Genomic DNA, 20,472 nt, shown 5'->3' on the forward strand with positions numbered 1-20,472 from the left:
TCAAGCCCTTCGCACGCGTTGTGAGCATGTGTTCGCCGAAGGGAAGGAATGTCATGGGCTGGACCGGGCCCGAAGCCGGGGCCTGGACGCCATGGAAGAACAGGCGCTGTTGACCGCCGTCGTGCAAAATCTGAAGCGATTGTGCCGGTTTCGAAAAAAACGAGGGGGGACCGGCTCTTTGGCGTGCGCAAAAACGGAATTTGGAGCAGGAAGTCCTGCTCGTCTTCCCGTCCTTTGGCGCCAAATGGCGGGGAGAATGGTCTCCAAAATTCGACATGAGGGAAGTCTATGCCCCATTAATTCACCGGCCTTCTAGGTGAAAATCGCTGAAAATCAACAACGCTTCGACCTCATGCGGACCGAAGAAAAATGAAAAGGAAACAACGTTCCATCCGACAACACCGAGGCGTCGAATGTTGTTTCAGCCCGAATCGAAGAAAACTAAGCATCGGATGACGGATCACCCGTTTCAATCGGGTGGTCCGGATAGGAAATCCAGTCGCTGAAGCTGCCGACGTACAGCCGAACGTTGTAATAACCAGCTTCGCGGAGCGCCAACACGTTCGGACAGGCGGTGACGCCGGAACCACAGTAAACGATCAACGACTGCCCACGGTCAAAATCGGCAAACCGAGCCGCCTGCTCGACAGCGCTTTTCCAGTAGCCGCCTTCCGTCATTCCGTCTCTCCAAAACCGGTGCACTGCTCCCGGAATGCGGCCGGCTCGGCGGTCGATCGGTTCTTCCAGGCCGGCATACCGCTTCCATTCACGCGAATCAATGAGCACGACCGAACGATCGCGGACGGCAGCGCGCACGTCATCGACCGTCGCCAGCCATGACCGATCCGGGCGCAGCCGAAACGGGCGGGACGCTACAGCAGGGACGACGTTCGTCACCGGATGCCCTTTCTTCTTCCATTCACTGTAATTGCCGTTCAATACGTATGCGTGGGCATGGCCGAAATAGCGGAGCAGCCACCAGCAACGCGCCGCCATCACCCCGTCTTGGTCGTCGTAAACGACAACGGTCACCGTTTCATCGATGCCGGCTCGGCCGAACACGTCCGCCGCTTGCTCGGCCGACGGAAGCGGGTGGCGGCCGCCGTGCTCTCCGACCGGGCCCGACAAGTCGCGTTCCAAGTCAATATACACTGCACCAGGAATATGATCCTCCTGGTAAACGGCCGCTCCTTTCGCAGGATCGCCAAGCCAAAACCGACAATCAAGAATGCGCGTGTTTTCGTCGTGCAAATGGCGAAGGAGCCATTCATGGGAAACAAGCGACGCCATATTTTCTCCCCCCTCTTTGTTTTTACTGACGCCAAACGCCGCTTCTTGATCAGAACGGAAAGCAGTCAATCATCAACAGGACGCCGGCGGCGCCGCCGACACGCTCAGCCAGCACTGACGCCATCGTCACGATCGCTCTTTCCCTTCAAGGCGGCGCACGTACTCACGCACCATCTCCGGCGTCACGTACCGGCGCGCCGGCACGAGGCCGCCTTTGGCCAGCTCGTTCATCCGCTTCGTCACTTCATTGATCCCATCAACCGTAAACGGCTCGCCGCGGCGGCACCGCTCGACCGCTTCGTCGATGAGCCGCTCGCGCTCGGCGTCGAGCATAGCAAATTGCTTCAAGATGGCATGCTGTTTTTGCACATGGGCAGTGATCGCGTGATGCACTTCGCTCAATGGTCCTCGTCCTTTCCTGCTTCTTTTTCCATCAAACGCCGGACGTTTGGTTTCGGCGTCCAGCAGCTGAACCGATAGTTCGGTTTCGTCGCATAGCCGAGCCGGCGGCAATACGTGTACAACCCGTCGGCTCGCTTTTCTATACGGTAGTGGATGCATGTGGCGCAAGCGTGAAACCGGTTCATCGCCGCTCCTCCCCGCCATGGCCGGAAAGAAGGCCGCGAAGCGCCGCTTCGATGCGGGCGAGCGCCTCATGGTCCGCTGTTTCGGCGAGCGCGGCAAGCAAACCCTCCATATAGCTGTCGACTTGTTCCGCAAGGGCGGCCGAAAGTGCGGCGACGGCAGCCCTGTATTGTTCTGCGTACGTCGCCACAAGCCGCTCTTTTTGCTCAGCCAAATAGCCGTCGATCGGCTCGACAAGCGCTGCCTCAATTTCCTCTTTCATCCGCCGCTTCTCGTCGCGCTCAAAAAACGATTTGGCGTTTTTGTACAGCGAAAGCGCCTTGGTAAACCGTGCCCGGTCCACATCCCCAAGGGCGTTGGCAAACTCCGGCGCCGAAAAAGCAAACGGCTCGGGCGGCGTGAACGCAAGCGCGTCATCTAAGCGGAGAAGCTCATGGAACAGGCGCGAGAACTGCTCGGCCAGCTGCCTGTGCAAAAACGACTCAACGCGCAAGCTCGTCGCCCGCAACTCTTGGGCCAAATCAAAGCCAACCGATGCGAGCAGCTCGTCGAGGCAACGCTCAAGCGCCCGACGCGCCGAACCTTGGTCGTCGCGGAGCACCGCCGGGTTGAACGCCTCCTTAAACATATCATTGAGGCGGAAAAAGACGCGCTGCTTCACGTAATAGAGCAATTCGTCGACTTCCTGGCGGAGCGCCTGCCGGCCGTAGGCATCATCAATGCCAGCAAGCACGGCGTGCATCTTCGTTTTCACCGCCTCAAGCGCCTGCCGTTTCGCCGCTTTTTCCGCTTCGCTTTGCCCGGCGGCGCGCGCGAATTCCTCCGCCGTCCGCCGCGCCCGCTCAAGCTCGGCATACGCACTCTCGACGGCGACTTCCGTCAGCTCTTCCGTTAAGAAGCGGAAGAAGTCGGTTTCAAAGGCAGACAAGCCGGAGTCCGCCAAGACGCCGCGCGACCCGGGCTCGACCCCCGTTTTTTCCGCCAGCGCCAAGCGGCTTGAGAGCGCATAAAGGCGCGGGAAGCGGATGCCGAAGCGGGCGAGCTCGCCGTTCATATAGGAAACGACGGCCTCAAGCTCCTCTTTCGACTGGGCCAAATCGGCCGCATTGATGATGAAAAACATTTTATCAAGCGCAAACGTGTCTTTCACGCGCCCAAGCTGAAGCAAAAACTCGCGGTCTGCTTTTGAGAACGCATGGTTGTAATACGTCACAAACAACAACGCATCAGCATGCTTCATGTAATGAAACGCCACTCCCGTATGGCGGGCGTTCAGCGAGTCCACCCCCGGGGTATCGACAAGCGTCACCCCCTGGCGGGTGAGCGGACAGTCGGCGTACAGCACGACCTCATCTAAGAAACATGACACCGCTTCGTCAGCGACATACGTCTCGAGCTCTTCCCAACCGATGGAGACGACCTCCCCGAATCGGCCGGTCATCCGCTCATAGCCGGCCGCGGCAGCTGCCAAAAAGGCCACATGCGGCTTTTGCGCCGGATGTTCGGCCCCGGACTCGGCAAGGAGGGCACAAAGGCGAAGCGCTTCATCCCATGCATTTGCCTCATGGCCGCACTGCCGAAGCGACGATTGCACATCCGCCCAAATTTGCGGTTCGCTTTTCACTTTCACGACCGCCGTACCGTGCGGGTGCTCTTGATCGGGCGGCGCGATTTTGCTGATGGCGGCGGTGGTCGGGTTGGGCGACGATGGCAGAAGCGGGGCGCCGAGCAAGGCGTTCGCCAGCGACGATTTGCCGGCGCTGAAGGCGCCAAACAAGGCGACGGTAAACGATCGCTCGCGAAGCCGACGCGCCTTGTCGCGCAACGGTCCAGCGAAGCGGCCAAGCATTTCGGACCGTTCAAGCCAAGCCGCCGCTTCCTCAAGCCGCTCGGCCGCCTCTTCGCTCCGCTGTTTTCCGCCGCTTGAAGGCGTCCGAGCTTCGCCCGCTCTTTCGCTCACTCCGAGGCCGGCCGCTTCCTGACCGAGCGCTTGCTCTTTGGCGGAAAGACGGCTCGTTGCCACTGGCTTGGATGCGGCTTGCGGTTTTGCCTCCTCGGCATGACGCGCTTTCCGGAAGACTGGCGGCGCCGTCAACACGGCGAGACGGTTTTCATCAAGCGATGCAGACTCGTTTGGAGCAGCGATCAGCTGCTCGAACGCACGCCGGCGCTCGTCCCGCTCGGCTCTGAGGCGGGCGAGGCGGGCGATTAGCTCCGCTTTTTCGCGCGCCGCCGAAAGCTGTCCGCTCAATGTTTCCGTTTGGGCGGCCGCCCGTTTGGCGATTTGTTCCTTCAGTTCGGCAAACAAGGCGAGCGCCGAGTCGCGGTAGCGTTTTTTCAGCGCCGCCGCCACCTCATCCGTATAATTTAATAGCGCGGCGCCGCTTGATTCCGCCCCTTGTTTGACGAGGCCGGCAAGCATCGTCTCATCCCACTCCGCCGTCCATTGCTGGCACTCGCTGAGCCAAGCGTCATCAGCATGCCATTCCTTTCCAAACTGAACAAGGAGCTGGCGGACGTGCCATTCGATTTGCGCCGCTGCTTGCGCTTTGACGCTTTCATAAAACGCCTCAAGCCGCCGCTTGCGCTCTTGCTCCGTTTTTGTCTTCGCGAACAACAGGCCCACTTTGAAATTCGGCTGCATCGCCTGCAAGTACGCCTCAGCCCGCTCCCTCGTCTCAAACGGCATCAAGTACGCGTTTTGCAGCACGCGCTCAAGCTCCGAACGGAACGCCCCCTCTGCCCGCGCCGGCGCTGTTTGCCAATCGGCAAGCTCCGCCTCAAGGCGATCGAGCTCCGCGATGGCTGCCGCCTCGTCATCGGCGCCGCCAAGCGCCTCAAGGCGCGCCTCAATCTCTTGCTCAAGCGGCTCGTGCCGTGCGCGGAGATGCTCAAGATGGCCGGCGGCGATCCGTTTTAACGCCGACTCGGCGCCGCGGACGAGCCATTCCTCCTTGTCGGCAAACAACCGGCGCAAACAAGTGACAAGCTCATGCCATTCGTTGTGTGGATGTGACGGAGCTTTCAGCGACAAGAAAAACAAACGGGCCGCCTCAACCCCCCAACGCCGGAACGCCTCGGCGGCCGAGGCGCGAAATTCAGCGAACGGCAACTCATCGTCGCGATGTTTATCGATTTGGTTGATGATCAAATAAACGGTTTTTCCTTCATCTGTTAATTGCTTCGTAAATTGGAAGTTTAATTCCGCTTGCACATGGTTATAATCCATGACGTAAAAGACGACATCCGCCAAATGAAGCGCTGACTCCGTCGCCAGCCGGTGGGCGTCATCGGTCGAATCGATGCCCGGCGTATCTAGGATAGCGACCCCCGGCGGGATGGCGTCCGTCGTTCGGCTGATTTCAATCCATTCGATCGTCTCCCCGTCCCGGCATTGGGCGCGAATCAAGTCCGGGTCGTACGGCGGTTCATACTCGACCGGCTCATCGCGGTGGAAAAAGACGCGCACATAGTCCGGGCCGGCTTTCACTTTGACGAGATTGGCGCTCGTCGGAATCGGGCTGGACGGCAAAAGCGGCTCGCCGAGCAACGCGTTGATCAAACTCGATTTGCCGGCGGAAAAATGGCCGCAAAACGCGACAATCAGCTCGCCGGATGCCGCTTTTTCGATGAGCTGCTTCACTTTGTCCGCATGCTCCTGGTCATCTGCGGACTGAAGCTGATCGTGCATGTCGATCATTTTCGAAAGCCACAACCGCAATGACGGCCGCTCAATCGCAATATTCCCCATGACCAAAACCCCTTTGTTTCCGTCAATGTCATTTACATTCATTTTACTGCATTTCGCCCCGTTTCCCAATAGAAAAAATGAAAAATCCCGCCGTAACCCGACAGGATGACATAGAGAAAGAGGCAACGCCCCGGCGCCGCCCGCAGGCGAACTGCGAACAGATGTCATCATAGACGGCTCAAGGGCTGTTTTTCATTTGTCCGCTGCTTTCAGCTTGCCGCATCTTGCGGATGGCAGCCCCCACTTAACCGGGGCAAAAACCGCGGCCGCGCCCGAAACACCTCCCGATAGTCGGTGAGCGCGGCCAGCGCCCTTTCCTCAACCGCGATGCGAATCGACAGCAAAAATGCGTTCAAAAGCGAAAAGACAAGCGCGGTGATCGGTGCTTGAAACAAAAGCGGCAACAGCGCGATCTCTAAGGCGACGACCACATAGTTCGGGTGGCGAAGCCATCGGTACGGCCCTTTTTTCACTACTTGGCCGTTTGGCACGATCAAAATTTTCGTATTCCAAAAACGGCCGAGCGACAAAATCGTCCATACGCGCAACCCCTCGACGGCAAGAAAGAACGGAAACAAAAGCGGCCAGCGGCGCGACGGACGCGCGCCTTTTCGAAGCGCCTCAACAGCCAATGACAAAAAGAAACCGACATGCATCAATACGATCAACGGGTAATGGCAGGCGCCGAACTCCCGCGCCCCGAGCGCTTTCACATACTGTTCGTTCCGTTTTGCAAGCCGAAGCTCAATGACGCGCATGCCGGAAACCGCCAAAAACACGAACAGAAACCGCACGATCATCCCTCCCATTGAAGCAGCACCATTTCCGCACTAAAGCCCGGGCCGAGAGCGATAAGCAGGCCGTGCCCGGGCGAAAGCGGCTGCCGCATCATCTGCTCGAGCACAAAATACACGGTGGCCGACGACATGTTGCCGTAGCGGGCGAGCACGTCTCTAGCGGCTTTTGTCTGTTCCGGACCGAATCCGAACGCCTCCTCGTACGCTTCAATGACTTTCCTCCCGCCCGGGTGGGCGATGAAATAATGAAGATCCCCAAGCCCTAACCCATGTTCCTGCAAAAACGACTCGACTTGCGGGCGCAGCCATGTGCGGACAATCATTGGAATATCTTTTGAAAAGACGACAAACAGCCCTTCGTCACAGACATCCCAGCCCATCACGTCTTCCGAGCCGGGCATGAGCACCGAGCGGGCGGCGATGACACGCGGCGCGCCGTTTGCCGACGCCGCTCCGTCGCCGGCCACAAGCACGCACGCCACGCCGTCGGAAAAAAGCGACGTACCGATCACATTGCTTTTGGACCAATCATTGAGTTGAAACGTCAAACTGCAAAACTCAACGGCGATCACAAGCGCCTTGGCATTCGGAAACGCGCGGCAATAGTCGGCTGCCCGGGCGAGCCCTGCCGCCCCTCCCGCACAACCGAGCCCCCAAATCGGCACACGCACAGCATGAGGGGAGAACGGCAATACGTTCATCAGCCGCGCCTCGATGCTCGGTGTCGACAGTCCCGTCGTTGAGATGTAAAACAGCGCATCGATCTCCTCATGCAAAACATGGCTGGACGAAGCCTTGCACAAACAGTCGTTGACCGCCTCACCGCTGTAGCGAACGGCGCGGTCGATATACACCCCGTTTTTTTCTCCAAAGCCGTGCGGCACGCTGTACCAAGCAAGCGGCTGGACAAAAGTGCGCGTATGGATGCCGCTGTTGTCAAACGCCTGCAGCAGCCGCTCAGCGCGCGCCATTCGCCCGGCGAACAGCCCGGCGACATGCTGCTTCACCTCGTCTTGGGCGGCCGTATACGGCATCCTTGCTGTGCCGACAGATAAAAGAACCGGCATACAAACACCTCGGTCTGTTCCTCTTTTTCTATTAGGGTGCGCAACAAGCCAATCGGTATGCAGAGGAAAGTGTGTTTGTGCACCAATTTTTTTCGGGAACAGCTGATCGGTCCCTTGTTTTTTTGCGCCCAAAAAACAGCATGCGGCAATCAAAAAACAGGCGCGGACAAAGCCGGCCTGTTTTTGAAGGAAAATGGTCATGAGCGAGGATGTACATAGAGATGTTTGTCGTTTACCTAGCTTTTAGCGCGCGGATTTCGCTTTCATGCTCGAGCAAGTGCAAAGCGAGGGATTGAAGCACGAGCTCTTGCCGGGCTTGTCCGGCAATGGCTTCATTGACTTTTTGTTGCATTTCTGTGAGGGTTTGTTTCATCGCCGAAATTTCATTGAGCGTTTCTAACGTTTCCACGACAGCTTGCCGAATAAACGGCAATTCGGCAACGTCCTCTTTCGTCGCCATCGTCCGTTCAATGTGCCCGATTCGGCCGTCCAACGCCGCGACGCCCTCTCTCGTCGCCATCACGGTCTGTTCAAGCTGCCCGATGCGCTCATTCGCCCGTGAGACGTCTTCTCTCGTCGCCGTCACGGTCTGTTCAAGCTGCCCGATGCGCTCATTCGCCCGTGAGACGTCTTCTCTCGTCGCCGCCACGGTCTGTTCAAGCTGCCCGATGCGCTCATTCGCCCGTACGACATCCTCTCTCGTCGCCGTCACGGTCTGTTCAAGCTGCTCGATGCGCTCATTCGTCCGTGCGACGTCTTCTCTCGTCGCCGCCACGGTCTGTTCAAGCTGCCCGATGCGCTCATTCGCCCGTACGACATCCTCTCTCGTCGCCGTCACGGTCTGTTCAAGCTGCCCGATGCGCTCATTCGCCCGTACGACATCCTCTCTCGTCGCCGTCACGGTCTGTTCAAGCTGCCCGATGCGCTCATTCGTCCGTGCGACATCCTCTCTCGTCGCCGTCACGGTCTGTTCAAGCTGCCCGATGCGCTCATTCGCCCGTACGACATCCTCTCTCGTCGCCGTCACGGTCTGTTCAAGTCGCTCGATGCGCCCGTTTAACCGCGCAACATCCTCTTTGGTCGCCATCTGAGTCCGCATTTGCCGCAATTCATCGAAAAGGCGCTCCACCCATTCGTCCATTGTTTCACCTCCTTTTTCCTCTCCATTATACCATCAGCCTTTCACCATCTTCTAGCATTCTTCCCGTCAATCGAGGCGCAAACAAGAAAAAGTCATCCCCATTTCCCGAGCGACACCCGGAAAATGAAGATGACTACCAAGTCCATGACCAGAATTATGAGATTTTTTGTTCCTGCAGCGGCAGTGCAGCCGATTTTCTTGCCTTACCGAAATGGAAGACGGCGTTTAAGATGATGGCGGTCATGCTGCCGACAACGATGCCGCTGTCGGTTAAAATGCGCAAGCCGGCCGGCAGCTCGGCAAACAAGTTCGGCACCACCGTCACCCCAAGCCCCACGCCGACCGAGCAGGCGATGATCAACAAGTTTTCTTGCGAAGTCAAATCGACTTGGCTTAACATTTTCACACCGTAGGCGACAACCGTGCCAAACATGGCGATCATCGCTCCGCCTAAGACCGCCGCCGGAATGAGCGTCAATCCGATCACTGTCACGACCGAACCGGTGACAACTGGCGGAAACAACGCCCGCAACTTGCCGAAATACGGACTGATGAGCACCACAACCGCTCCGGCGCAGAGGATCGCCCCATACACCGCCGGCATCCCGTACTGTCCGCCAATAGCGATCATCGGCCCGACCGCCGTAAACGTGCAACCAAGCATAACCGGCAAGCCGATGCCAAACCACTTGTTTTTCCACGCTTGCAAAAACGTCGCAATGCCGCACGTCAATAAGTCAATGGCCACTAAATACGTCAGCTGCTCGCTCGTTAAATGCAGCGCCCCGCCGACGATGAGCGGAACGACGATCGCCCCGGCGTACATGGCCAATACATGTTGGATGCCGAGCGATCCGACTTGCCACCATTTCATCTTCATCGACTCATCACCTCGTCAGCAAATTGAATGGCGCCACCATCAAGCGATGCGATGCGGGCGAGCGACACAACGCGGAAGCCGCGCGAACGAAGCAGCCGGCCGCCGTCTTGAAACGCTTTTTCAATGACAATGCCGATGCCGACCATATCAGCCCCCGCCTGCTCGATGATCTCCACCATTCCGAGCGCCGCTTGGCCGTTGGCTAAAAAATCATCAACGATCGATAGGCTTAATCTCCTTTGTTGCATCGCATTGCCTGTTCAATCGCCGGCGTTTTACATGCCAGCGAAAAGGACATTGACGGGCTCTGCTGCCGTGAGAGAAAATGACGTCTTCATCATTTTTTCACAAACGTCACCATTTGTTCACACTTCCAGCATCGTTTTTGTGAGAAAAGTCACTGTTGCCCCAGTTTTGTACAGTTATGATAGTGTCAAAGCAGGGAAATTGGCCGTTTGGCGCACCTGCCGAATTGCTGTTATGGGGGATGAATCCAACAAAGTAAGGGGGGATCAAACATGGCAAAAGCAGCTGAAGCGGCCCGGCAAACGAAAAAGGAAAAAGAGCCGGCGCTCAAAGGCACGCTGGCCTCTGTGTTTCTGCTCGGCTTTTTCATCATTTTTTCTTGGGTCAGCGTCTACTTTTTATTTTTGCACCGCCTGTAAGCGGCAAGGGAGGGAATCGGTATGCACATCCATAAGTATGAAAAAATTTGGCTTGCGTTTGGCATCGGCTGTTTGATCGTCTTTTTGACGGTCGTCGGCGTAAGTGCATTCGCCGCCGGACAGCAGCCGCCGAGCTGCCTGACAACGATCGATCCAGAAAAAGTCGATTCGACCCCGCCGTTTGATCATCCGGGGCTCGTCAAAAAAGGAGACAAGGAATACGAGTTGAACATCGTCGTCGCCGCGTTTTCTTTTACACCGAATGCGATCGAAATTCCAAAAGGAGCGAAAGTGACGATCAACGTCACTTCGAAAGACGTCATCCACGGATTTGAAATCCCGGGAACGAACGTGAACATGATGGTCGAACCCGGTTATGTGAACAGCTTAACAACCACGTTTGACAAGCCGGGCGAATATACGATTCTTTGCAACGAATATTGCGGCGCCGGCCACCATATGATGACGGCGCGCATAAAGGTGGTGGAGTAACATGGCACAACCGTTGGAAAAAGTCGATCGCCGCGATGCGAAACTGGCGCTTGCCCATTTGTTCGTCGCCTTTACCGCCCTCGCGCTCGGGGGGTTCGCCGGCCTATTGCAAACATTAGTCCGTTCAGGCAAGTTTGAGCTCCCGGCTGGGATCAGCTATTACACGATTTTGACGACGCACGGCGTCTTGCTTGGACTCGTGCTGACGACGTTTTTCATTATCGGCTTTCAGTTCGCCGCGGTCAGCCGCACAACCGGGGCGCTCTCAGACGGTTCGCGCCGGACCGGTTGGGTCGGTTTTTGGCTGATGACAATCGGAACAGCCATGAGTGCGTTTTTCATCTTAACCGGCAAGGCGTCTGTCTTATATACGTTTTACGCGCCGCTGCAAGCGCACGCCGGCTTTTACATCGGCTTGGCGCTTGTCGTCGTCGGCAGCTGGGTGAGCGGCTTTGCGATGTTCGCTCATTATGCCCGCTGGCGGAAAACGCACCGCGGTCAAGTGAGCCCGCTGTTGGCGTTCATGTCAGTGACGAATATGGTGCTATGGCTCGTCTGCACGCTTGGCGTCGCCGCCACCGTCGTCTTCCAGCTTATTCCGTGGTCGCTTGGGCTCACGGATCGGGTGAACGTGCTCTTGAGCCGGACGCTGTTTTGGTATTTCGGGCATCCGCTCGTCTACTTCTGGCTATTGCCGGCGTATATGGTTTGGTACGCCGTCATTCCGAAAGTGATCGGCGGCAAAATGTTCTCCGATTCACTCGCGCGGCTGGCGTTTATCTTGTTTTTGCTGTTTTCGATTCCGGTCGGCTTCCATCACCAATTGCTTGAGCCGGGGATTTCGCCGTTTTGGAAATACGTGCAAGTCGTCTTGACGTTCATGGTCATCATTCCGTCGCTCATGACCGCGTTCGCCATGTTTGCGACGTTTGAATCGTACGGCCGCTCGCAGGGAGCGACCGGCTTGTTCGGCTGGCTGCGGAAACTCCCGTGGAGCGACGCCCGCTTTTTCGCTCCGTTTGTCGGAATGCTGTTTTTCATTCCGGCCGGCACCGGCGGGATTATTAACGCCTCGCACCAACTCAACCAAGTCGTCCATAATACGATTTGGGTGACCGGCCACTTCCATTTAACGGTGGCAACGACTGTCGTCCTAACATTTTTTGGTGCGTCATACTGGCTCATTCCGCATTTGACCGGTCGGGTGATGACGAAAGCGATGAACCGGCTCGCCATCATTCAAACGATCGTTTGGGCGGTTGGGATGACGTTCATGTCCGGCTCGATGCATTTCGCCGGTTTGCTCGGCGCACCGCGACGCTCGGCGTTCTCCACGTACGGCAATTCGCCGCAAGCGCTTGAATGGATTCCGTACCAAATCGCGCAAGCGGTCGGCGGCACCATTTTGTTCATCGGCATTATTTTGATTCTCGTCATCGTGATCAACTTGGCCTTTTTCGCCCCGAAAGGCGAAACGGAATTTCCGGTCGCGGAGGCAGCTGCTCCGTATGAACGGGCTGCGCTGGCGCTTGAAAACTGGAAGCTTTGGATCGGCCTCGTCGTTGCGCTCATTTTGATCGCCTATACGGTGCCGATCATCGACATCATTCAAAACGCTCCTCCGGGGTCGAAAGGATACAAATTATGGTGAAACAAGAAGGTGTCCCTAAGCGATCGGGACACCTTCCTCTTTATGTGCATAAAACCGAGACACAATAGGACTTTGTCGACAGAAAAACTAAACGAACAGCGTAAGAACGATGTTTGCACTGACGCGCCTGTTCTATAATCGATAAAGCGCCTTATATTTTTCTTCTAAATATTGAATAAGATAATCGGCTTTCAGCGTTTCGCCGGTCGCATCGAGCACAAGTTCGAGCGGCTTTTTCATTTTTCCAAACTGGTGGATATGAACGGTCAGCCATTCACGGATCGGTGCGATGTTCCCCTCTTCAAGCAGCCCAGCTACATCCAACTCTTTTTCCATCGCTTGCTTGAATTGCGCCGCATACATATAGCCGAGCGCATACGATGGGAAATAGCCGAAGCTGCCGCCGGACCAATGGACGTCCTGCAACACGCCGACCGCATCGTTGTGCGGGCGGATGCCAAGGTATTGTTCATATTTCTCATTCCATACATCCGGCAAGTCGATCGCTTCCAGCTCCCCAGCAAACAGCTGCTTTTCGATTTCATAGCGGATGATAATATGGAGCGGATACGTCAGTTCGTCCGCTTCAATACGAATGAGCGACGGCTTCGCTTCATTGATCGCCCGGTAAAACGCATCAAGCGAAACGTCGGCGAACTGCGTGGGCGCGTATTGCTGCAGGCGCGGATAATGCCGCTTCCAAAACGCGTAGTGGCGTCCGATCATATTTTCAAAAAAGAGCGACTGCGATTCATGAATGCCCATCGACGCCCCGCTCGCAAGCGGAGTGCCGACAAGCGCCTCGGAAATGTGCTGTTCATACAGCGCATGGCCGCATTCATGGATCGTGCCAAACACCGCGGTGCGGAAGTCGCGCTCGTCGTAGCGCGTCGTAATGCGCACATCGTTTGGGTTGAGCCCGATCGCAAATGGATGGACCGTCTCATCAAGCCGCCCCTTGCCAAAATCATAGCCGAGCTCTTTAAGCAACTCAAGCAAAAAAGCGCGCTGCTTTTCTTTCGGAAACGGCGCGAACAAAAAGGACGTGTCCGGCTTGTCGGACGCGGCGGAAATGGCGTGCACAAGCGGGACGATGCGTTCGCGCAGGCGGCTGAACAGTTCGTCAAGCAAATCGACGGTCATGCCCGGCTCGTATTGATCGAGCAGCGTATTGTACGGGTGTCCTTCATACCCCCAATAACTGATAAAGCGGCGCTGAAACTCGATGATTTGCTCCAAATACGGGCGAAACCGGGCGAAATCAGCAGCCGCTTTCGCTTCTTCCCAAACGCTTTCCGCTTTGGAACAAAGCACGACAAACTCTTTGTATTCATCCGCTGGAATTTTTTTATTGCGCTCGTATTCTTTTTTGCATTCATCAAGCGTTTTCTTTGTCACGTCATCCAGCTGCTCGTAGACGGCTTTGGGCGACAGCTTGGCGATAAATGCTGCCATCTCCTCGGATGTCGACATGCGAAACACTTCTTCTGACAGCATGCCGATCACTTCTGATCGCTGCTCGACCCCTTTTTTCGGGGCGCCAGTCCGCAAATCCCAATACATGAGGCCAATCGCTTCGCGGTAGCCCGTCATTTTTTTGACATATTGCAAAAACTGCTTTTCGATCTGCTTCATTGCGCTCAGTCCCCCTATGTATTTCGTCGGCATATCATCATTTCCATCATGAACCGCCTTTTTCCTGCTTGCAAATGGTGAAATGTTGTGTTCGGCCCAAAATGAAAAGGAGGGAAGAATCTTATTCTCCCCTCACCGCTGTCGGCAACACGTCTTTGATCGCCGCAATGACCCGTTCATCTTCCCGGTCGGTGACGAAAATGGAAACGATGCCGCAGTCGTCGCGTGTGCGGATGAGTCGTCCGACTCCTTGGCGAAGACGAAGAAGCATATACGGCACATCGACGTCCCAAAACGGGTTGCTATACGCTTTTCGCTTCGCCTGAAACACCGGATCATTCGGCGGATACGGCAGCGACCAAATAATGACATTCGAAAGCGACGGCCCCGGGATGTCAAGCCCTTCCCATAAATGTTCGGAACAAAGCACCGTTTCCTCGTTACGCTGAAACTCGGCGACCAAATCGCTGATTTCACGGTCGCCTTCAAACAAAAACGAAAATGGTTCGCCGGCTGCCGCTTCTTTAAACTGAAGAAGCTCCTCGCGCGTCGGGAACAAGATGAGCGCCCGGCCTCCGGTTTCGCGCAATTTTTCAAGCGCATATGCGTATTTTTTGGCAAACAGCGTCTCATCCGCGCGGAACGTCGGCATAAAAATCGTCATCTGTTCGTCGTAATCAAACGGCGACGGCACGCTGAACGATAAATAGTCATCAATGCCTAAGCTTTGCGCTATATATTGGAATGATTTTCCGTTTGATAGTGTTGCCGATGAAAAGACAAACGGCATGCGTTTGCTGAACACTTTTTCGCGCAACACTTCCTGAACGGTGCGCGGCATGACGACAAACGTCGCCTCTTGACGCGACGACTCAAGCCACGTAATGGCGTCGGCGTTTTTCAAAAACAAATCGAGTGAATACTGAATCTGATCCAAATACTCATCCACAATGTTCAGCTGGTAATGATCGATCGTATACGTCTCGCTTTCAAACACTAGCTCGTTGCCGATTTCGACCATTTGGCCGCCGAGCCGCTTCGCCCATTGTTCAAGACGCGGCGACGGCAAAATTTCTTTCCGGTTCGAACCCGGAACGTCTTTCGCGCACGCTTTCAGCTCATCAAAAAAGTGCGTGCTCGTCTCCAGCGTCTCCTCAATTAAATAGGCGAGCTCTTCACGGATGTCGTTTTCAAGAAGCCGTGTCAGCAACGTCTCAAGCGTCGTCTCTTTCATTCGATATGTCAACGCCTTTTGCGCAGCGAACTCCAATAAATGCCCTTCGTCAAACACGACACAGCTCGCTTCCGGCAACAGCGGCAGCTGTCCTTCCCGCTTGCGCGCTTCATACGTCCAAACATGTTCCATATAAAAATCGTGCGAGCAGACGATCAAATCCGCCGCCTTCCGGTAATAGTCGCGCCAAAGCGTCTGTCCGCAGCGATGCCGCTTTTCGCACGTGAAACAGTCTTGAAACGGATCCCAGGCGATTTTTTTCCACTGCTCATCGGTCAGATGGGCGTATTCTTTTCGGTCGCCGTAGCGGTAGAACGACTGCAGCGGTTTGTTGTCATGGACGAAGGCCGGAAGTTCATCGTAAATTTGCTCATACAGCTCGATGTCGTCATCGTCATACGTCGTCACTTCTTCCAGTTTATTTAAACATAAATATTGATCCGGCGATTTCGCCAGCCGGACGTCGATTTCCAGCCCGAGCACGTTGGATAGCTTCGCAATATCGCCTTCCTTTTTGACGAGCTGCTCAATGAGCGTCTCATCGGCGCAGGCGATAATGGCCGGCTTGCCGGTATAGCGGGCGTAGCAGACTGCATACAGCAAATACACGATCGTTTTCCCTGTGCCAACTCCCGCTTCGGCGAAGATCACCTTTTTTTCGCGAAACGCCCGCTCGAGCTGAAACGCCATATAAATTTGCTCGTCGCGCAGCTCAAAGCCGGCTTCCGGCAAAATGTCATAAAAAACATCGCCGATCCACTGGCTCAACTTATCAAAAAAGTTTTCATTTTTTTCTACAACAAACGGATAACGCTCATGGCCCATCGTCGCCACCCCTCCAATTGGCATAAACTCCCCCGGCATATCATGCATAAGCGCGCAACAAGTTTGTTGCGCGCCCGATCCCTAGTAACAAAACAATATTATGATCGATGGCCGCCGAGAAGTCAACTTCGAGCTTCGCGCGGCGGCCGCGGCCCCCAGTACTGGTAGTAATGCGTTTCAATAAAGCCGTTAAACAGTTTGCGCCGCTTCGTCGCCGGGCGGCCGTAATGCGTTTCAAAACCGCGGTGGGCGGTTAAAATGTACACCGACCACGTATCCAAGGCGGCGAAGGCGCGGCCGATGGCGCGATAGAGCGCTTCGACCTCCCGTTGTTCGCCAAGCCGTTCGCCGTATGGCGGGTTGCCGACGATCACCCCGTATTGTGCATCGGTCCGAAACTGCTCGGCGCGGCCCTCCCGAAAAGAAATGAGATCGGAAAGCCCCGCTTCGGCTGCATTCATCTTGGCGATCTCGACCATGTGTGGGTTAAGGTCAATCCCGCAAATATCAAGCGGTTGGTCGTAACGCGCCATCTGTTCCGCCTCTTGGCGCGCCTCTTCCCATACCGATTCCCCGATCCACGGCCATTGCTCCGAGACGAAATCCCGGTTAAACCCTGGGGCGATGTTTTGGCCGATCAGCGCCGCCTCAATGGCAATCGTGCCCGACCCGCAAAACGGATCGACGAACGGGCGCTCGGGCGTCCAATTGGTGAGCAACACTAAGGCGGCCGCGAGCGTCTCTCTTAGCGGCGCCTCCCCTTGGCGAGCACGGTAGCCGCGTTTATGCAGCCCGGCGCCGCTTGTATCGATCGTCAACGTCGCGATATCTTTGTGAAGCGCCACCTCGATCCGATACAACGGCCCGGTTTCCGGGAACCACGACAAATGATAGCGCGCTTTTAAGCTTTCGACGACTGCCTTTTTCACAATGGCTTGGCAGTCGGAAACGCTGAACAGCGTTGATTTGACCGACTTCCCGATCACCGGAAACTCGGCATCTTTCGGCAAGTAATCGGCCCACGGCAACGCCTTCGTTTGTTCAAACAACTCCTCAAACGTCGTCGCTCGAAACTCACCGACTTTCAGCTTCACGCGGTCAGCGGCGCGCAGCCAAAGGTTGGCCCGGCAAATGGCGAGCGCATCGCCTTCAAACGTCACTTTGCCGTTCTCCACTTGGCACTCATAGCCAAGCCGGCGCACTTCTTCCGCGACGACCGATTCGAGCCCCATCGCGGCCGTGGCAATCAGCGAAAACGATGTCATCCTGTTCCCCCTATCTGATAGGCGTATGTATCCTCATTCATGGCCTATACTTCCATTATAGTCATATGGAAGGAAAACACACAAAAGAGAAAGCCCTCCTTCATGCAGGAGGGCTTTCCCACGATTCCAATCACCGCGTTAATCATGTTCTGTAAGCCATGTTCTGTACCTTCGTACTGCAAGCGGCTTTCGCCTCGTACTCCGGCGGTAATCATCTATCTACAGGCAGCGTACGCCGCCTGTCCTTCCCTCCGTTCATTTCCTTCAGGAAGGTGCCCCTACCATCATTTGGGTTTCTCGCTCGTGGGGTTTACCGCGTTCCACCTCTAAGGTTTCCCTTAGAGCTGCGTCACTGTGGCACTTTCAGGGTAATCGAACCATATCCGCATGCGGACGTAGGTTCTTTCCCCGCCGTCAGCCCAGCCGAAGCCAGACTGCCCTAGCTTATGGATTCGCTAGGCACGAACACTACGGGCATCTCAGCACCGTGCGAGCATGGACTTTCCTCTACGGCCGAAACCGGCCGCAGCGATTACCCGAACATGATTAACGCTGCGAGCATCTTACAGTATAGCTGATCTTGGTGTGAGAATCAAGAAAAAAAAATTAGAAATCACCTGCATCAACTTCGCCCTGCCGGCTGGTTATTCATACAGTTTCCGGCCAAACACATGCTTTTCTAAGTTGGAAAGGCGCTGCAAAATGTCGTAGTTCGTCGTTCCCGCCGACATCGCCGGCCGTTTTTGAAGCTCCTCGACTTGCCGCTTCAGCCGGGCGTTTTCCTGGCGCAGCTCGTCAATTTCTTGCTGAAATGCTTCATAATCTTTAATAATGAGATCCAAAAATTGATCCACTTCGTCTTGGTTGTACCCCCGTATGCTTACCTTAAATTCCTTTTCTAAAATGTCTTTCGGCGTCAGTTTCACTTGATGGGCTGACATGGCTTTTCACCTCAATCCGCATTCAACGATCATCTTCTCTTTATTTTTTCAGAAATTCAGCCGGTTGTCAATTGACGGTTGGCTTGCCGCATCGATCGGGAAGCCGCATGGCGCCCACGCAGACTTCCCGGCGGCGCCGAAACGCCGTCCTCCCGCCCAAACGCCGCCGGCTGCCGGCGTTTTCCATCCGTAAAAAAACAGAAGCCGACAAAGCGGCTTCTGTTTTTGGCCCTTACTATCGCAGCGGAAACGGCGGAAACGGACCAAATCCTGGCATTGGTCCCGGACCCGGACAGTACAGATGGCGATTGGCAGCCTGAGCCACCGCCGATTCCGTATGCGGGAAATAATGTTGATGTTCATACAGGTGATGATAAACATGTGTCGTATGCGATGGATGGATATGCGGCACAATCGTTGCTTCGAAATGATGCTGAACGTTGCAACGAGGCGGATGAACGATCGGCGCCGTTACATTCGGCAGGCAATGCATAATATTCCTCTCCTTTCATCAATTTAGGCTGTTGCTTGACAATACTAGCCTATGATGAACGGAGTGGACTCGTACTAGTATAAACACCCATTTTGAGCAGCCATTCGCGCCAACAATCTACCGGCTCTCTCGCCCCCGGTGCTTCGGACGTTTTGGCATAGTCATTCGTCTTTTTGAATCCGTTATGCGGCGCCGGCCGCTCTGACGTTCATTAATAGATATAATTGAACACGACAAACGTCAAACCGACGACAATAAAAAAAAGATACAAAATTTTTTTGTACATGCTCCGCATCGTCTTCTTCTCCCTGCCATCGTTTTCGTTCATTCCGATGCCATTGTACACGTTTTTTCTTTTTTCTACAAGATTCACAACAAAAAGACGAAACATTTTTGTTTTCTGTCATATTTTGCGCTTGCCAGGGAAATGGACGAGTTCTCACCCGTTTTTCTTGCGTTCAAGCCGCGCGAGCCGCCTGCGCCATTCCGCTTCTTCTTTCTCGCTATGTTGTCGGCTCATCCTAGCGAGCGACCGCCACGCTTCATATGCCATAACGGCATAACGGTGCGCTTCGGCCGCATCCCGGAAATAATGTTCATACACCTTCGCCAGTTCAAGCCCGGCCTTCGCCTTCCAATAGCCATTTCCGTGGATAAACAAGTCGCGCCAAAGGAGAGCAGCCTCTTCATATCGTTTTTCTTTTCGGTATAAAAGCGAAAGCTGCCATTTCGCCGCCTGCGCTTCCTTCGCCCCTTTGCCGCTCGCCTCCTCGTACACCCCTCTTGCAGCCGCCGTTTCCCCGACCGCTTCGAACCAACGGGCGGCGGCCAACTGCTCCTGCGGGTCAGCGAGCCGGTCCGCTTCAAGCAGCTGAACGGATAAGTGAATGTAGAGAGCAATGAGCGACAACACGTCGCGCTCGTTATGGCGCAATACTGGCATGAGCCGGTCTGGATGGGGCGTTTGCAAAAACTCCTTGTACATCATCGGCGCCAAAAAGCCCGGCACATCATCGCCCCGCTCGACATGGAGAATGTGCCGCTCCACTTCCGAAAGGCGCAGCGAATCCAATTTGTCTTTCCATAAGCGGCGGGCGGCGTGATACAAATCAAAATGGCCGAACGCTGGCAATTTTGGCACCATGTCGCGGACAAGCGCATGGCGCGTTTTCAGGCGCGGCCAGTCGAACGCTTTTCCATTATATGTAACAAGTGTCGTATAATCGACGTCAGACAAAAAACTTTGATAGAGCGCCACTTCCGCCCCTGGGTATGGCAGAAGGTGCTGGCGGATGGTGACGAAATCGCCAAGAATGCGGGCGTGGCCAAGCAAGAACATGATGTTTCCCACCCCGCTTGAAAGTCCCATCGTCTCCGTGTCAAAAAAGAATAAGTCGCTAACGGCAAAGCCGCGGCAGGAGAGCGGATGGGAAAACGGCGCTTCCTGCCATCTTTCGTGCACCTCATACAGCGCTCCGAGCCGATAGCGGCCGTGCTGATAGTCAAGCGGATACATCGTTTCCCGAATGAGGCAGTAATCGCCGGCAAACCAATACGGCTTGGCGCCGTACTCCCGCCAAACGTCGGCATACGGCACGTCCGTCACAGGCCGTCCGTCCGGTTTCTCTTCTTCTTTTTCTTCATCGTTCTCCTTTTTATGCCGGGCGGCAAGCAATTCTTTCCATTGCGCCAACTTCGGCTTCATCCGTTCACCCCCTCCTTGCTTGACGTCGGCTTGCTTCTATGGTTGATTCTCCCAC

18 protein-coding genes, 1 other RNA gene and 1 pseudogene are annotated in these 20,472 nt (G+C 55.4%); 4 read left to right on the forward strand and 16 right to left on the reverse strand.

Going from position 1 to position 20,472, the window contains the following annotated elements; all coding sequences use genetic code 11:
- A partial coding sequence (locus B1A75_RS17120; RefSeq protein WP_176202439.1) for a transposase occupies positions 1-316 on the forward strand: 316 nt, incomplete at its 5' end.
- 125 nt (positions 317-441) lie between these two features.
- Here B1A75_RS17120 and B1A75_RS17125 read toward each other — a convergent pair.
- The 9 genes and pseudogenes from B1A75_RS17125 to B1A75_RS17165 all read right to left on the reverse strand — a co-directional run.
- Positions 442-1,290 (reverse strand): sulfurtransferase, encoded by an 849-nt coding sequence (locus tag B1A75_RS17125; RefSeq protein ID WP_079936575.1) that lies wholly within the window; start codon positions 1,288-1,290, stop codon positions 442-444.
- Between the two features lie 126 nt (positions 1,291-1,416).
- On the reverse strand, positions 1,417-1,692 hold the full coding sequence (locus tag B1A75_RS17130) for a YpbS family protein (RefSeq protein ID WP_079936576.1): 276 nt from the start codon (positions 1,690-1,692) through the stop codon (positions 1,417-1,419).
- A complete protein-coding gene (locus tag B1A75_RS17135) occupies positions 1,689-1,877 on the reverse strand; it encodes a hypothetical protein (protein WP_079936577.1) in 189 nt (62 codons plus the stop codon). Before B1A75_RS17135 ends, B1A75_RS17130 begins: the two co-directional genes overlap by 4 nt.
- Entirely contained in the window at positions 1,874-5,626 is a 3,753-nt protein-coding gene (locus B1A75_RS17140; RefSeq protein WP_079936578.1) for a dynamin family protein, read from the reverse strand. The genes B1A75_RS17135 and B1A75_RS17140 overlap by 4 nt, the downstream gene beginning before the upstream one ends.
- A gap of 209 nt (positions 5,627-5,835) precedes the next feature.
- A complete protein-coding gene (locus B1A75_RS17145) occupies positions 5,836-6,426 on the reverse strand; it encodes an isoprenylcysteine carboxyl methyltransferase family protein (protein WP_074043261.1) in 591 nt (196 codons plus the stop codon).
- The gene (locus tag B1A75_RS17150; protein ID WP_074043219.1) at positions 6,423-7,490 is read right to left on the reverse strand and encodes a type III polyketide synthase; all 1,068 of its coding nucleotides are present in this window, start codon (positions 7,488-7,490) and stop codon (positions 6,423-6,425) included. The genes B1A75_RS17145 and B1A75_RS17150 overlap by 4 nt, the downstream gene beginning before the upstream one ends.
- Before the next feature lie 232 nt (positions 7,491-7,722).
- Entirely contained in the window at positions 7,723-8,631 is a 909-nt protein-coding gene (locus B1A75_RS17155) for a coiled-coil domain-containing protein (RefSeq protein WP_079936579.1), read from the reverse strand.
- Positions 8,632-8,785: 154 nt separating this feature from the next.
- A complete protein-coding gene (locus B1A75_RS17160) occupies positions 8,786-9,511 on the reverse strand; it encodes a solute carrier family 23 protein (RefSeq protein ID WP_074043989.1) in 726 nt (241 codons plus the stop codon).
- Positions 9,508-9,732 (reverse strand): annotated as a pseudogene (locus B1A75_RS17165) (type I phosphoribosyltransferase); the annotation flags it as partial. The gene B1A75_RS17160 and the pseudogene B1A75_RS17165, both read right to left, overlap by 4 nt.
- 297 nt (positions 9,733-10,029) lie before the next feature.
- On the opposite strand from B1A75_RS17165, the gene B1A75_RS17170 reads away from it, so the two are divergent.
- Genes B1A75_RS17170 through B1A75_RS17180 form a run of 3 tightly spaced genes read left to right on the forward strand, consistent with a single transcriptional unit; the run spans position 10,030 to position 12,319 of the window.
- On the forward strand, positions 10,030-10,176 hold the full coding sequence (locus tag B1A75_RS17170; protein WP_074043990.1) for a cytochrome c oxidase subunit 2A: 147 nt from the start codon (positions 10,030-10,032) through the stop codon (positions 10,174-10,176).
- A 21-nt stretch (positions 10,177-10,197) separates the two neighbouring features.
- Positions 10,198-10,668, forward strand: a complete 471-nt coding sequence (locus B1A75_RS17175; protein ID WP_011231043.1) for a cytochrome c oxidase subunit II — start codon at positions 10,198-10,200, stop codon at positions 10,666-10,668.
- A 1-nt stretch (position 10,669) separates the two neighbouring features.
- Positions 10,670-12,319 (forward strand): b(o/a)3-type cytochrome-c oxidase subunit 1, encoded by a 1,650-nt coding sequence (locus B1A75_RS17180; protein ID WP_074043991.1) that lies wholly within the window; start codon positions 10,670-10,672, stop codon positions 12,317-12,319.
- 132 nt (positions 12,320-12,451) lie between these two features.
- Here B1A75_RS17180 and B1A75_RS17185 read toward each other — a convergent pair whose 3' ends face one another.
- From B1A75_RS17185 to B1A75_RS17225, 7 genes are all read right to left on the reverse strand, one after another.
- Entirely contained in the window at positions 12,452-13,954 is a 1,503-nt protein-coding gene (locus B1A75_RS17185) for a carboxypeptidase M32 (RefSeq protein ID WP_074043992.1), read from the reverse strand.
- A 121-nt stretch (positions 13,955-14,075) separates the two neighbouring features.
- Complete coding sequence (locus B1A75_RS17190; RefSeq protein WP_079936580.1) at positions 14,076-16,013, reverse strand: ATP-dependent DNA helicase; 1,938 nt, start codon at positions 16,011-16,013, stop codon at positions 14,076-14,078.
- A gap of 122 nt (positions 16,014-16,135) precedes the next feature.
- Positions 16,136-17,278 (reverse strand): THUMP domain-containing class I SAM-dependent RNA methyltransferase, encoded by a 1,143-nt coding sequence (locus B1A75_RS17195; protein WP_079936581.1) that lies wholly within the window; start codon positions 17,276-17,278, stop codon positions 16,136-16,138.
- Between the two features lie 147 nt (positions 17,279-17,425).
- Positions 17,426-17,822, reverse strand: an RNA gene (gene rnpB / locus B1A75_RS17200) — RNase P RNA component class B.
- A gap of 100 nt (positions 17,823-17,922) precedes the next feature.
- The gene (gene gpsB, locus B1A75_RS17205; RefSeq protein WP_011231037.1) at positions 17,923-18,219 is read right to left on the reverse strand and encodes a cell division regulator GpsB; all 297 of its coding nucleotides are present in this window, start codon (positions 18,217-18,219) and stop codon (positions 17,923-17,925) included.
- Positions 18,220-18,454: 235 nt separating this feature from the next.
- The gene (locus B1A75_RS17215; protein WP_074043995.1) at positions 18,455-18,712 is read right to left on the reverse strand and encodes a CotD family spore coat protein; all 258 of its coding nucleotides are present in this window, start codon (positions 18,710-18,712) and stop codon (positions 18,455-18,457) included.
- A gap of 439 nt (positions 18,713-19,151) precedes the next feature.
- On the reverse strand, positions 19,152-20,417 hold the full coding sequence (locus B1A75_RS17225; protein ID WP_079936582.1) for a ribonuclease H-like domain-containing protein: 1,266 nt from the start codon (positions 20,415-20,417) through the stop codon (positions 19,152-19,154).
- Positions 20,418-20,472: the final 55 nt, after the last annotated feature.

It is taken from the genome of Geobacillus sp. LEMMY01 (assembly GCF_002042905.1).
GTDB lineage: Bacteria > Bacillota > Bacilli > Bacillales > Anoxybacillaceae > Geobacillus > Geobacillus proteiniphilus.

Coding starts and splice junctions, on each gene's coding strand:
- B1A75_RS17125 (WP_079936575.1), bottom strand. CDS start 1,290: ATGGCGTCGCTTGTTTCCCATGAATGGCTCCTTCGCCATTTGCACGAC.
- B1A75_RS17135 (WP_079936577.1), bottom strand. CDS start 1,877: ATGAACCGGTTTCACGCTTGCGCCACATGCATCCACTACCGTATAGAA.
- B1A75_RS17140 (WP_079936578.1), bottom strand. CDS start 5,626: ATGGGGAATATTGCGATTGAGCGGCCGTCATTGCGGTTGTGGCTTTCG.
- B1A75_RS17145 (WP_074043261.1), bottom strand. CDS start 6,426: ATGATCGTGCGGTTTCTGTTCGTGTTTTTGGCGGTTTCCGGCATGCGC.
- B1A75_RS17150 (WP_074043219.1), bottom strand. CDS start 7,490: ATGCCGGTTCTTTTATCTGTCGGCACAGCAAGGATGCCGTATACGGCC.
- B1A75_RS17155 (WP_079936579.1), bottom strand. CDS start 8,631: ATGGACGAATGGGTGGAGCGCCTTTTCGATGAATTGCGGCAAATGCGG.
- B1A75_RS17160 (WP_074043989.1), bottom strand. CDS start 9,511: ATGAAGATGAAATGGTGGCAAGTCGGATCGCTCGGCATCCAACATGTA.
- B1A75_RS17170 (WP_074043990.1), top strand. CDS start 10,030: ATGGCAAAAGCAGCTGAAGCGGCCCGGCAAACGAAAAAGGAAAAAGAG.
- B1A75_RS17175 (WP_011231043.1), top strand. CDS start 10,198: ATGCACATCCATAAGTATGAAAAAATTTGGCTTGCGTTTGGCATCGGC.
- B1A75_RS17180 (WP_074043991.1), top strand. CDS start 10,670: ATGGCACAACCGTTGGAAAAAGTCGATCGCCGCGATGCGAAACTGGCG.
- B1A75_RS17185 (WP_074043992.1), bottom strand. CDS start 13,954: ATGAAGCAGATCGAAAAGCAGTTTTTGCAATATGTCAAAAAAATGACG.
- B1A75_RS17190 (WP_079936580.1), bottom strand. CDS start 16,013: ATGGGCCATGAGCGTTATCCGTTTGTTGTAGAAAAAAATGAAAACTTT.
- B1A75_RS17195 (WP_079936581.1), bottom strand. CDS start 17,278: ATGACATCGTTTTCGCTGATTGCCACGGCCGCGATGGGGCTCGAATCG.
- gpsB (WP_011231037.1), bottom strand. CDS start 18,219: ATGTCAGCCCATCAAGTGAAACTGACGCCGAAAGACATTTTAGAAAAG.
- B1A75_RS17215 (WP_074043995.1), bottom strand. CDS start 18,712: ATGCATTGCCTGCCGAATGTAACGGCGCCGATCGTTCATCCGCCTCGT.
- B1A75_RS17225 (WP_079936582.1), bottom strand. CDS start 20,417: ATGAAGCCGAAGTTGGCGCAATGGAAAGAATTGCTTGCCGCCCGGCAT.